Source organism: Streptococcus sp. 27098_8_66 (assembly GCF_041431945.1).
In the GTDB taxonomy this organism is placed as follows: Bacteria; Bacillota; Bacilli; order Lactobacillales; family Streptococcaceae; genus Streptococcus; species Streptococcus dentalis.
Genome location: NZ_JAPVYS010000006.1, coordinates 89911 through 102214 on the forward strand (window position 1 = coordinate 89911; position 12304 = coordinate 102214).

Here is a 12304-nt window from a genome sequence, read left to right on the forward strand (position 1 = left end):
TATTTCCCTTAAGTGGTGGGGACGTGAGCAACTCCCTTCGGGATTTCATCACTTATTTTTGAGCCTACTGTCTCAAAAATCCCCTGTTTCAGTAGCACAAGCTACTGAAACTTTCACCACGGCGGGAAATATCTTCCTTGCAAGCCTCCGGCTTGCATCTTATCTTTCTTTCATAGTTTAGTGTCGTTTCGGACAAGGCAGACTAGTTATAAACCACTACCATGGCTGGGCGAAGGATGCGGTCATGGAGTTTGTAGCCTTTTTGGAAGACTTGTGCGATGGTGTCTGCTGGATGTTCGTCATCTGCAGGCAAGGTTTGGATGGCCATGTGGTAGTTATGGTCAAAGGCTCCGTCCGCTGGAATTTCTTCAATTCCTTCTTCTTTCAGAGCATGTACCAAACTTTCTTGGACCATTTCTAAGCCCTTCTTCACATCATCTGTCAATCCTTCGACGGCAAGGGCACGTTCGAGGTTGTCCAGTGATGGTAAGATCGCTTTTGCCAAATCTTGGCTACGGTATTTTTGTAATTGTTGACGTTCTTCATTAGCACGGCGCTGAATATTTTGCATTTCTGCATGAGCACGAAGGTATTTGTTTTCAAATTCTTCGGCACGCGCTTGTGCTTCTTCTAACTCAGAAGGTTGGTTGCTTTCCTCTACAACTTCTTCAGTTGTTTGGGCAACTTCCTCTTCTTTCACGTCTTCTTTTTTGATATCTTCTGTCAAGGCATACACCCCTTTCATTTGGTCTTAATTTACTTCATAATGGTTGCTATTGAGGTAACGGTAGTAATCCGTCAACTTCATGACCAGTACTCGGCCGATAACATTGACCAGGCTTATCACACGCCTGTAGTCCATCTCTACGGGACCGATCACATGCATGAGGGCCATCCCACGATAAGGAACTAAGAACTTGTGACTAATCACTGTCACATTTTTCAAGGCCTTCTCTTGGGATTCCGCAACCAGGATCTGGGTCATTTGGTCTTCTGGCATTCCCCCTCGCAACTCCAAGGCCACATGTTGGGGATTGTCTAAGAACTGATAGGTCTGAAGATCGGCGTAGGTTAGTGATGAAACCTTTCCTTCCACAAAAACCAGTTCTTGAAACAGTTGCGAGAAGACGTAATCAAAGAGATCCAGCACATTGTCTGTCGTCTTGAAATAGCGCTGTACAATCTGTGGAATCTCCGTCCGCAAGCGGTAGTGGATATCCAAGACTGTATTTCCAATGAAACGCTCTTGAACCAGCTGATGGAAGATTTCCAAGTCACTGGTTAAGAAATTCTTTGGAATGGCAAACTGGACGGTGACGGGCTTTGATTCATCCAAGGTTAGAACCGCTAAGGCATCGTGATTGGATAATGGAACAATCTCAAAACCAGTCAAGCGCTGACGTGTCGGTTCAACATCCTGAATCACTGCGGTGTAACCCGTCATCTGGGCTAGTAACTTAGCTGTAGCATCCAAGATATCGTCTAACTTAAAGGCTTCGAAATCAAAGGCTTTCACCACCTGGTAGACATCTTGCTCATCAATTAACTCTAGATCAAGCGAGTTCTGAACAAAATATTGAAAACCAGCTCGACTAGGCATGCGGCCACTCGAAGTGTGGGCCTTTTCTAGTAAGCCTTGTTTTTCGAGGGCAGCCATGTCGTTTCGAATGGTCGCGCTACTGGATTGAATCACATCTTGTAGCGCTTTTGAACCGACTGGTTCGTGGGTCTTGGTAAAGATATCGACGACAAGATTGAGAATCTCATTTTGACGTTCTGTAACCATGACCTCACCTCTCTTTCATTTTTTAGCACTCTAAACACTCAAGTGCTAAACCTTGATTCTATTATACACCCATCCAAAAGAAAGTCAAGAGAAAAATCCAAAAAATTAGCACTCTTTTTTCAAGAGTGCTAAAAATCATTCTCAAGACCTAGAGAAGTGAATCTCCTCTTATTTGCCAGCCTTTTTCAATAGCTGAATATATTCTTCCAATACTAGCTGATGCTTGGCCATATACTGAGCATTTTCTACGCCAACATAACGGAAATGCCAATTCTCAAAATTCACACCCGTGATGTTACTCTTCCCATCTGGGTAGCGAAGAACAAAGCCATATTGCGGTGCGATGGCAGCCAGCTGCATGCCCAGCTCATCACTTTGACCAGCTTCGACACTCATATCAATCGCAAGCCCTGTCTGGTGTTCACTCGCACCAGGGACCTGCACCTGAGTCTGTACCTGCTTTTCAGCTTCTTCGTGCGAAAGACCGCTAGCCTCTAGTTGCGCAACACGTTCATTATAGAGCTCTGTTTGCTCGGCCACACTTCGATAGCCTGATATCAAGGTTTCTTCTGGGGCAATTTTTCGAGCCGCTTCTAAAAATTGACGAGTTGGTTCTACAATCCGACTATCCACTTTGATAGCATCCACATCTGTCAATTGTGGGTTCAGCTCAGGCTTCACATTGTCACGATTGACCAAGATCAACTGCCAGTCTTTGGTCGAAACGGCTGGTAAATCTGATTTTTCTTTCTTTTTCTTAGAAGAAGAGGGAGTCGTTACAGCTGTTTTTTTAGCCTTCCAAAACTGAAGTCCTGAAAACAAGCTTGGTTTCGCTAAGTAAGCACCAATTCCTGATCCAAGGACCACAAGAAGAAAGAAACTCAATAGGTAAGGCCACCATTTCTTACGTTTTTTTCTTGCGCGTCTATACTTATTCGTCATGGCCACCCTCTAGAAGTTTTGCTCCAACCTTACGATAGGACATAACCCCAATCTTTTCAATGCGAAAGGCACCATCTTCATAAGCCAAAACCGTCACGCTTCCGTTATCCAAGACCAATTCTTCGACAGCCTTAGGATCGATGAGATAAATCAAGGTCGTAATCGTCATGCCGTGGCTGACTACAATAGCATTACCACCACCGGCTGCTTCGACCTCTTTTGCGATGGCTTCAAAACCTTCTTTTATCCGACTACTCAAGGTTCCCCAGGATTCAGCCCAACCCGTGGTATCCACTTCGACGATTCCTTCTGCTAACTCCATCAGGCTCAACTGATGGAAATCATCGACCTTAAAGACACGAGGTAAGACCCCCATGAAGAGATCGCCATCATAAGCACCGTCAAAACTACCAAAACACCACTCGCGGATCCGTTTGTCATAACGATAAGGGATTTTTCCTGTCAGACCAAGTTCTTGAAGAATAATTCCCATGGTTTGAATGGTACGTCCAGAATCACTCGAAACAGCCTCTTCAAAAGAAAGCCCAGCTTCCTTGAGACCAAGTCCTAATTCTCGAATTCCACGCTCTCCTGCTTCTGTCAGCGGAGTGTCTGACCAGCCCTGTGCCCGCCCAATGGTATTAAACATGGTTTTTCCATGACGAGCAATATATAATCTGGTTTTTGTCATTGTATTACCTCCGTATGTGTCTCTTTCATTATATCATTTTTTGCAAAAAGAAAGTAGGAAAGCTCTTACAAGTTTTGAGAAAAAGAAAAGGCCATGACCAAAGGGTCAGCCTTTCAGGGCAGACTAGGATTCTTGCAAGCTTTCACCGACCTCACGGTAACTGCTATCTCCGAACCCCTTAACCGTCAATACTCCATCTTCATATTCTACAAGGGTAACACTACCATTTGAAAGAGGCAGATTGAGATTTGGTTTTCCTTCGACCAAGCAGACTAAGGTCTGAATGGTCCAACTATGGCTGACCACCAAGGCATTGCCTCCACCATTTTCTTCTACTTCTTTGGCAATGGCTTCAAAACCTTCTAGGATTCGGTTTTTCAAGACTTCCCATGGTTCAGCCCAATTTGCTGTGTCCACTTGGCAAATTCCATTGGCCAAGTCTTCCAAGGTCAAAGTCTTATAGTCTTCTACATCTAGCACGCGTGGCACGACACCGTGAAAGAGCTCCCCACCGTAGGCCCCATCAAAGCTACCAAAACACCACTCGCGGATCCGTTTGTCAAAGCGATAAGGAATCTGGTCTTTCAAGCCCAATTCATCAAGAATGATCCCCATGGTCTGAATGGCACGGCCTGAATCACTGGAATAAGCTCGAGTAAACTCCAAACCGGACTCACGCAAGCCGATTCCTAGAGCTTGAATCCCTCGTTCTCCTTCTGCTGTCAAGGGCGTATCGGACCAACCTTGAGCACGGCCAATGGTATTAAACATGGTTCTCCCATGACGAATCACAAATAATCTTGTTTTAGCCATCTTGTCTCCTTTTGCAAGAAAAAAGTCTGGAGTTTCATTATCACAGACTTTTCTATTTTCTTCTATTATACTAGATTTCTCTTAGTTTTTAAAGCTATGAACTGGAGCTGGAATTTGGCCACCACGGGCAATAAAGTCAGCTGACGAAGCCTTGTTGACCTTCATTACCGGAGCAGACCCAAGAAGTCCACCAAGCTCTAACATATCGCCTTCCTTGCCATAAGGAATGATCCGAACGGCTGTTGTCTTTTGGTTGATCACCCCGATAGCTGCTTCATCGGCGATCATGGCCGCAATGGTCGTATCTGGAGTATCAGCTGGGATAGCAATCATATCCAGACCAACCGAGCAGATGGCTGTCATGGCTTCCAATTTTTCCAGGTTGATATGGCCTGATTGGACCGCCGCAATCATCCCTTCATCTTCTGAGACCGGAATGAAAGCACCTGACAACCCACCGACTTGGTTACAAGCCATGATCCCGCCTTTTTTCACTTGGTCATTGAGCAAAGCTAGTGCTGCTGTTGTCCCGTGGGTTCCTACTACTTCAAGCCCCATGGCTTCAAGGACACGGGCAACCGAATCCCCAACAGCTGGCGTTGGTGCGAGAGACAAGTCTACAATCCCAAACTCAACACCGAGACGTTCACTAGCCATTTGACCCACTAATTGGCCAACACGGGTAATCTTGAAAGCTGTCTTCTTGACTGTTTCCGCCAATACATCAAAGCTAGCGCCTGGAACTTTTTCGATCGCCCGTTGGACGACACCAGGTCCTGAAACCCCAACGTTGATGACGACATCCGCTTCACCAACACCGTGGAAAGCTCCTGCCATGAAGGGGTTATCTTCTACTGCATTGGCAAAGACCACGAGCTTACCTGGCCCCATTGGATCTGCTTGGGATGCTTCTTTAATGATACGGCCCATATCTCGAACAGCTGTCATATTGATCCCTGTCTTGGTCGATCCGATATTGACTGAAGAGCAGACAAAATCCGTCTCTGCAAGGGCACGAGGAATGGAATTAATGAGGATTTCATCCCCCTTTTGGTAGCCTTTTTGAACCAGGGCTGAGAAGCCACCGATAAAGTTGACCCCAACTTCCTTAGCCGCATGATCCAGTGCCTTAGCAAAGGGCACATAGTCTGTCGCATTGGTTGCTGCCCCGATAATGGAAATTGGAGTGACTGAAACCCGCTTATTCACAATGGGAATACCAAGTTCTGCCGCAATCTCATCCCCCACAGCCACTAAGTCTTTAGCCTTTGTCACAATCTTATTGTAGACTTTTTCCGCTGCCTTATCGATATCCGGATCAATACAATCTAGAAGGGAGATCCCCATGGTGATGGTCCGAACATCGAAGTTCTGCTCCTCAATCATGGCAATGGTTTCTGTTACCTGTCTAATGTCCATAAATTCTCAACCCCTATCTTACAAATTGTGCATAGCATCAAAAATCGCTGCACTTTGGATATTGATTTTCACATGCAGAGACTGACCGAATTCTTCTAACTCTGAACGAAGCTGTGTGAAATCTTTTTTCTCATCTGACGATACGACCGCCATCATGGTGAAGTACTCATCCAATACAGTTTGAGAGATATCATCGATATTGAGTCCTAATTCTGCTACTTTCGTTGCAACACCCGCTACGATTCCTTTTTGGTCTTTACCAACGACTGTAATAATTGCTTTCATTTCACTGCTCCATTCTATCTATTTACTTCCATTGTAGCACAATCCCCTTAAAATCACCCTTCTCAACTGGGAACGTTCGGATATTTTCCGCGTGTATAAAAAATAAAGAGGCTGGGACAAAAGTCCTAGCTTCTTAATTGTTTTTGGATTGTCGAGCAAGACGCAGTGGTTGAGTGGGCTCTACTACGCTGATTTCATCAGCTTTTACAGCCCTACTCAACTGTGCGGAGGTGAGACGACGAAATCGAATTCTAACGAATTACCAATTTCTGTCCCACTCTCTCTATTTTGACGATTCAGTTTCATCCTTTAAGAGCTCTTTCTTCACGCGCACCGTACTCTCATACTCAGCTCCAGCTAGACGGTCAAAGGGAAATTGACGATTGAGCAAGACGATAGCAAGAGTGAGAATCAGGTACAATAAAAGCATAAAGAAGAGCAATAAAATCATAGACAGGGTTAAGAGGGAATTGTCCGTCAAATCGCTATTCAAGAGCGAAATCAAATAGAACAACCCTTGAGGAATCAGATAGAAATAACCTACTACTAGAATCCCCCGCCAGATGGTGCGAAGCCATTTTTGCTTGTCAAAATGCAAGCGGAATTTCAACAAAGCCATTCCCAAGGTTTTGCCACGCCACAAGGGAATCAAGCCAAAATAGACAGCCAAAACCGCTACATAAGGAATCATCTCTAAACGCTCGATTACCGCGTAAAGCAAGGAAAGCATCACAAAGTCGATCAAGAAGGCAAGACCCATCCGAAAACCAGATACTCTGGTCCCTACTCGGAAAGAATGCTCGTCAATTTCGTCTCGTGTTGGCAATAACCATACCAGGAACCAACCGAGCAGATAACCCACTCCACCACCAGTGGTATTTTGAATAATATCATCGACATCTGCTAGGCGGTAAGGACCCGGATACAGAAAATAGAGACCTGATAACTGGGTCAGCTCCAAAAAGAGACTAAAGAGGGCTGTCAGAAGAATCGTTTTCTTAAAACCACACTTGAAATAATAGCGTAGATACATCCCAAAAGGAATCAACATCAGGACATTAAAGGCAGGCACATAAAAAGTTGGATGCTTAAGGGCTTGAATCCATGTACCAGTCTGCGCTAGATCAAAGGGGCTCTCCTTGAAAAAATCCACTACAAAAGCAAAGGGATGGAGATTGACCATTTCCGAGTAGCTAGTATGAATCTTACTTGGATCCGGCAGAGGCAAGATCACCAGCAGATAGACCGTCATCAAGTAAAGCATAAAAGAATAGAAAATCAGCACCCGCAATTTATTGACCGAACCATATTTTCGATAATTCAAAATCATGTAGGGCAAGGTCAGCAAAAATGCCAGGAAAGGAAAGAGCTGAACAGCTGTTTTAATTGTAGAGATATACCCCATTGTGTCTCCTTTTTTTCGTTATAAAATCACCCTTTGCACAATGACAAAAGGTGATTTCTTCATTGATATAGAATATTATACGGCCCGGTAGAAGAAGAGTCAAGGAAGAGGAGTTCATTTCATTTTTTGAGCTCCTTATTGAACTAAAATCAGAATTCTCTCACTGTAACATCGTTAGTATAAAATAGGAATCACAAGACTATCCTATTCGCTAGAATTTCAATCATCTCATCTGAAACTTTTCCCACATCAATTGCTTTACTATTTAGTATGGATGGCACAGCATAAGATAGCATTAAGGAGATAATATTACGAATGATTCGTTCGTTAGGCCAATTAACCAGCTCCCCTTTCCCCTTATAGTTATCTAAAATAGGATTGAGTGGCGTTACAATATTGTTCTGAACAATGCTCTCTGTTTTTTCAAACCAAGATGAATCAATTAAACACCTTGAAAAGAGAATTTTAATAATATCTCTATTGTTGATCAGAAAATTTAGTCGATCTTCGATCATACTCCGAAAAAAAACTGTAACACTTTCATCGTTACACAGAACTTTTTGATCAGTAAACAATTCAATTGTTTCAGGTATGACCTGATCAAAAAACAAGAGAAGAAGCGTATTGAGTATGCCTTCTTTTGTTTTAAAATAGCTAAAAACAGTCCCTTCTGATACTTCCGCTCGGCGTGCAATGTCAAGCGATGTAGTTTTTTCAAAACCGATTTCAGAAAACAAGGTTAAACTGGCAATTAGAACACGTTTTTGTTTATCACTCAATCTCATGAGTTGAATATGACGAACACAAGCTTGATTTAGATCAACCATTTTCCTTTCCTCCTCACTCCTCTTGAATCACAATCACACGTTTTCCTCTGGTATGCCCTATTTCAAGATCTTTGTATGCTTCTTTTATTTCGGGTAATGAAAATGGATAGATTTTATCCAAACGAACTGAAATTTCCCCTTTGGAAACAAGCTCTGCAAGTGATAGGAAGTCATCATATTGTGAATGCCGTGGGCCTGTAAATTGAGCTCCTTTCAAGATAGCAGAAGGAGATGGAACCAGGGTAGCAATTTGATCACCTCGCAAACCCAATTGGAATCCTAATTTTACGTAGTCTCCCCCATAACAATCCAACATCTTGGTAACAGTTACTCCTGAAAGTTCTTGAATTTTTTCTTTGATCGATTCATGATAGGAAATCGGGATGGCACCGATCGATCTGAGGTAGTCCGCATTACCAGCACTAGCTATTCCAATAACTCTGGCACCTTTTGAAACAGCATATTGTACTGCAATCGATCCAATTCCTCCAGATGCACCTGAAATGACAATTGTATCCTTAGTTCCAATATTAATTTTTCGAAAAGCTCCTCCTACCGTTAAGGAACTAACCCCCAAGACTGAGCCATGCAAAAAATCAATATTAGATGGCATAGAAGCGATCTCCGTCTCCTTCACACAAATCTCAGTTGCTAATGCTCCTCTTTTTGAACCAAGACCAGGTGCACTTATAATCGTCCCAAAGACTCTATCACCTACCGAAAACTGAGTCACATTCTTACCTACTTCAATGATCGTCCCAGCAAAATCACGTGCAACGCCTCTAGGGAATAAAGAAGAAGCTTTCTCAAACCATCTACTAGGATGCCTGAGTTTCATGAAAAGGGATAGCATTCGAAGCTGTTTAACACCCTTAAAAATCTTATAATCTACCGGATTTAATCCTACGGCAGCTACCTTGACCCTCACTTGATTTTCCTTTAGTGGTTCTGGTTCTACTTCTGCTAATTCTAAAACATCTATATTACCAAACCTATGAAATTGAATAGCTTTCACAGTCATACAATACATACCTCCATTACAAAATTGAGTGATCACTCAATTTTAGATTATTATAGCATACAACTATCCATGATTCAATGATAGGTTCGACTAAAGGAATACAGAGAAATTTTTCCTAGCAAAAAACACCCAAGATTCTTCTCTTGAGTGTCTGTTAGGAATGACCCTATTCGCGTTTACTATATCAGGAACCTTTGCTTCTCCTCTTCAAGCCTTTACTTCCGATAAAGACCAATAGATAACTCACAATCCCTGAAAGATGCAATAGCGTTGAGATCCATCCGGTGATGGCTGGTAAGAGCATGAGGCCAGATAGAAAAATTAAGAATAGATAAAACCATTTTACGGTGCGTGAGAACTCTTCCCACACGTTTGGAAGGAGCATAACCCCTCCAGTTACAAAGGCGTAGCCGACAGCAGAGATCCCTGTTGCCTGAATGTCCTGCCCGCGTGTTAAAAAGTGAAAAACGATGGAAGAGAGGACTGTCGCCGTCACAAAAACGATCAAGACTTGTCTGGAGCCTCTTTTTCTTTCTAGCAGTCCTCCGAAGGGTAGGATCATGAGTCCATTTAAACATAAATGAACCCATAAAAACCAGATAGGGGCTCCTTTACTACCGTGCATCAGGGTCCCACTGACATATTGCCAAGTATAGACCGGTTTTGAATGAAAGGCCAATAGGTCATACATAGCATCTCCACAAAAGGAAGTCAATAGGCCGAGCAACAAACAGATTAGAGCTAAAGTACTGATAACAGGGTAGGTTGTAAGGATTCTTTTCATATTTATCTTCTCTTTTTCAAAAAACAGCGTTACGATGTCTCCATTCACGACCATTATACCATTTAATTCAATGGAGACAGAAAAGTTTTTGCTGCTTTCGTTTCAAATCTTTGCTGGAAAAACGAAATATCGTGACCTATTAGTCGATCATTATTCGTGACCGGAAAGCGATTCTGCTTTCAAAATACCGTAGCAAAAATTTGACTTTCAATTTTTAAAAGAATATACTCATTCTAGTCTGAGACGAATATTTTTCATTTTTTTAAATCAACTGTATTGTATTCAGAGAAATAAACGACTAACTTCATGGAGGTGACGCTATGTCATTAGAAGAAAAATTGAACCAAGTAAAAGGCTCTGTTAAAGAAGGCTTTGGTAAATTAACCGGCGATACAAAAACAGAAGCTGAAGGCACTGCTGAAAAAGTTGCTTCAAAAGCAAAAGAAGTTGCTGAAGATGCAAAAGAAGCTGTTGAAGGAGCGATCAAGGGCGTTAAAAATATCTTTCATAAAGACGACAAATAGTCTTTAACATCCTAGACCCACTCTATTTTCTACAGTCATGTTTGACCGTGGAAGATAGGGTGGTTTTTTATTTGCTTCAAATTCAGTTATACAAAAAGAACACCCCCGAAGGGTGTTCTTTGTCATGTTTGTTATTCTATTGAATGGACGTAGGACTCTGACATTTAGAAGTCCATCTTTGCTTATATGGTAACTTACTAGATCAGCTATCAAACAGGTAGGTGGAGTTAGCCCAATTAAAATTTTTCTCATACATTTCCCTTACTGTGTACCTTAAATCCTCACTGCATAAAAACTTACACTTCTCTCTGATACAGTCTATTCAGTCTATCGAAATTGACGATTTTGTAAAATATCACCAATCTTTGCAGGCCCAAATTTGGTTAGATCATCTATTGATGTTATACTTTAATATCCTCTCCAAGAAAAAAGCACTGCTTTAATTATTTCCTATTATAGCATAAAAAACGAACCATTTTTGGTGCATTTAGAATGCATACAAACCTTCTCAAAAATAGTAATATCGCAGCTTTAGATATTTGACGACTACACGATGAAACTCTGATAAGTACTGCTATTATGTGGTTTTCCATCGTTTTAAAATGTTTAAGCGAAACAAAAAAAGACATCCAAGAGAGTTCTCTTGAATGTCTATAAACGTTGATATATCTCTATTAATCAAAGATTAGAAAACTGTATAATATAGATTTTCAAATATGAACATCCATTTTTGACTCTTTAATTAATTTATAGGGATCATATCAACTTTAATCTTCAACTTTTTTGCGTTTCACAATCCCCACAAGACCAACCATACCAAATGCAGCACCTAACAATACAGCAGATGCTGATTGTACTTCACCAGTTTCAGGGAGTGCCGGAGCTGGTGGCGTTGGTGATGTTGGTGATGTTGGTGATGTTGGCGGTGTTGGTGGTGTTGGTGGTGTTGGCGGTGTTGGCGGTGTTGGCGGTGTTGGCGGTGTTGGCGGTGTTGGCGGTGTTGGCGGTGTTGGCGGTGTTGGCGGAATAACAGTATTGTTAAACTCTGTATCTTCTGGTAACTGAGTCGTCGCTGTCAACACTTTACCATCTTTCTTCACTGTGATACTTACAGTAGCGATCATGTGATCAAAAATGACACCAGCTTCAGTACCTTTCACTTCTTCTACATGATAAACATAAGTACCTTCTTCACCACGTTTAAATGTAAGAGGTGAAAATTGGATTTTACCATCCGCATTATTCGTTACTGTTTCGATCACATTTCCTTTTTCATCCTTAAGAACAAAGCTGAATTCACCAGCCTTCAATTCACGACCTTCCAATTTCTTGGTGAAGTTGAACTGTGCTTTAACTGGAGCTACAAAGTAATTATTGAAAATTGTGTCATCAGCTCCAGTTGCTTCACCACCTGTTGAAGTCATTTCAGTCTTAGTACTTAAAAGGCCTGTAGTAGCGTCTTTCGTAACAGTTACTATAACTGTGGTAGTCATGCTATCATAGTCAATGTCTGTATCTGTTCCTGCTACTTCACGAACAGTGTAGGTGTGAGTCCCTTCTTTATCATATGAAATAGCATCAAACTGAATCGTTCCGTCAGCTTTATTTTTCTTCGTTTGGATCACATTGCCGTTTTCAAGCAATTCAAAGGTAAAGGCATCAGCTTCAAGGGATTTACCTTCCAATTTCTTAGTGAAATTGAATTGTGCGCTTGTCGCTGTCGGTGTGAAGGTATTATTGAACTCGGTATCCGTTGGAAGGGCTTTGGTCGCTGTAAGAGTATGGCCATCTTTCGTGACAGTCACTG

13 protein-coding genes are annotated in these 12304 nt (G+C 42.1%); 1 reads left to right on the forward strand and 12 read right to left on the reverse strand.

The window, feature by feature from the left end; all coding sequences use genetic code 11:
- Positions 1-202 precede the first annotated feature (202 nt).
- The 11 genes from grpE to O3642_RS06320 all read right to left on the reverse strand — a co-directional run bounded on the left by grpE (position 203) and on the right by O3642_RS06320 (position 9973).
- On the reverse strand, positions 203-727 hold the full coding sequence (gene grpE, locus O3642_RS06270) for a nucleotide exchange factor GrpE (protein ID WP_301355021.1): 525 nt from the start codon (positions 725-727) through the stop codon (positions 203-205).
- Between the two features lie 24 nt (positions 728-751).
- Positions 752-1786 carry a heat-inducible transcriptional repressor HrcA gene (gene hrcA, locus O3642_RS06275; protein ID WP_003004578.1) on the reverse strand — a complete coding sequence of 345 codons (1035 nt, stop codon included), beginning with the start codon at positions 1784-1786 and terminating at the stop codon, positions 752-754.
- A 168-nt stretch (positions 1787-1954) separates the two neighbouring features.
- The gene (locus O3642_RS06280) at positions 1955-2728 is read right to left on the reverse strand and encodes a M15 family metallopeptidase (protein ID WP_037607303.1); all 774 of its coding nucleotides are present in this window, start codon (positions 2726-2728) and stop codon (positions 1955-1957) included.
- Positions 2718-3419, reverse strand: coding sequence for a histidine phosphatase family protein (locus O3642_RS06285; protein ID WP_003004407.1), 702 nt, complete (start codon positions 3417-3419; stop codon positions 2718-2720). Before O3642_RS06285 ends, O3642_RS06280 begins: the two co-directional genes overlap by 11 nt.
- A gap of 123 nt (positions 3420-3542) precedes the next feature.
- Entirely contained in the window at positions 3543-4232 is a 690-nt protein-coding gene (locus O3642_RS06290; RefSeq protein WP_003004248.1) for a histidine phosphatase family protein, read from the reverse strand.
- 81 nt (positions 4233-4313) lie between these two features.
- Positions 4314-5651 (reverse strand): PFL family protein, encoded by a 1338-nt coding sequence (locus O3642_RS06295; RefSeq protein ID WP_003004489.1) that lies wholly within the window; start codon positions 5649-5651, stop codon positions 4314-4316.
- Between the two features lie 18 nt (positions 5652-5669).
- Positions 5670-5936 carry an ACT domain-containing protein gene (locus tag O3642_RS06300; RefSeq protein ID WP_003004214.1) on the reverse strand — a complete coding sequence of 89 codons (267 nt, stop codon included), beginning with the start codon at positions 5934-5936 and terminating at the stop codon, positions 5670-5672.
- Between the two features lie 283 nt (positions 5937-6219).
- Positions 6220-7341, reverse strand: a complete 1122-nt coding sequence (locus O3642_RS06305) for a VanZ family protein (RefSeq protein ID WP_342987040.1) — start codon at positions 7339-7341, stop codon at positions 6220-6222.
- A gap of 191 nt (positions 7342-7532) precedes the next feature.
- A complete protein-coding gene (locus O3642_RS06310; protein WP_003004505.1) occupies positions 7533-8168 on the reverse strand; it encodes a TetR/AcrR family transcriptional regulator in 636 nt (211 codons plus the stop codon).
- A gap of 13 nt (positions 8169-8181) precedes the next feature.
- A complete protein-coding gene (locus tag O3642_RS06315) occupies positions 8182-9189 on the reverse strand; it encodes an NADP-dependent oxidoreductase (RefSeq protein ID WP_003004264.1) in 1008 nt (335 codons plus the stop codon).
- A 184-nt stretch (positions 9190-9373) separates the two neighbouring features.
- Positions 9374-9973, reverse strand: a complete 600-nt coding sequence (locus tag O3642_RS06320; protein ID WP_371605619.1) for a rhomboid family intramembrane serine protease — start codon at positions 9971-9973, stop codon at positions 9374-9376.
- A gap of 320 nt (positions 9974-10293) precedes the next feature.
- Between O3642_RS06320 and O3642_RS06325 the strand changes: the two genes are divergently transcribed.
- Complete coding sequence (locus tag O3642_RS06325) at positions 10294-10497, forward strand: CsbD family protein (protein WP_003014014.1); 204 nt, start codon at positions 10294-10296, stop codon at positions 10495-10497.
- Between the two features lie 767 nt (positions 10498-11264).
- On the opposite strand, the gene O3642_RS06330 is transcribed toward O3642_RS06325, so the two are convergent.
- The coding region (locus O3642_RS06330) for a Spy0128 family protein (RefSeq protein WP_371605620.1) at positions 11265-12304 on the reverse strand (1040 nt) is incomplete at its 5' end.

Bases quoted from the DNA above. Each gene is read 5' to 3' on its own strand.
- O3642_RS06300 (WP_003004214.1), bottom strand. From the start codon at position 5,936: ATGAAAGCAATTATTACAGTCGTTGGTAAAGACCAAAAAGGAATCGTA.
- O3642_RS06285 (WP_003004407.1), bottom strand. From the start codon at position 3,419: ATGACAAAAACCAGATTATATATTGCTCGTCATGGAAAAACCATGTTT.
- O3642_RS06295 (WP_003004489.1), bottom strand. From the start codon at position 5,651: ATGGACATTAGACAGGTAACAGAAACCATTGCCATGATTGAGGAGCAG.
- O3642_RS06325 (WP_003014014.1), top strand. From the start codon at position 10,294: ATGTCATTAGAAGAAAAATTGAACCAAGTAAAAGGCTCTGTTAAAGAA.
- O3642_RS06290 (WP_003004248.1), bottom strand. From the start codon at position 4,232: ATGGCTAAAACAAGATTATTTGTGATTCGTCATGGGAGAACCATGTTT.
- O3642_RS06305 (WP_342987040.1), bottom strand. From the start codon at position 7,341: ATGGGGTATATCTCTACAATTAAAACAGCTGTTCAGCTCTTTCCTTTC.
- O3642_RS06320 (WP_371605619.1), bottom strand. From the start codon at position 9,973: ATGAAAAGAATCCTTACAACCTACCCTGTTATCAGTACTTTAGCTCTA.
- hrcA (WP_003004578.1), bottom strand. From the start codon at position 1,786: ATGGTTACAGAACGTCAAAATGAGATTCTCAATCTTGTCGTCGATATC.
- O3642_RS06280 (WP_037607303.1), bottom strand. From the start codon at position 2,728: ATGACGAATAAGTATAGACGCGCAAGAAAAAAACGTAAGAAATGGTGG.
- O3642_RS06315 (WP_003004264.1), bottom strand. From the start codon at position 9,189: ATGACTGTGAAAGCTATTCAATTTCATAGGTTTGGTAATATAGATGTT.
- O3642_RS06310 (WP_003004505.1), bottom strand. From the start codon at position 8,168: ATGGTTGATCTAAATCAAGCTTGTGTTCGTCATATTCAACTCATGAGA.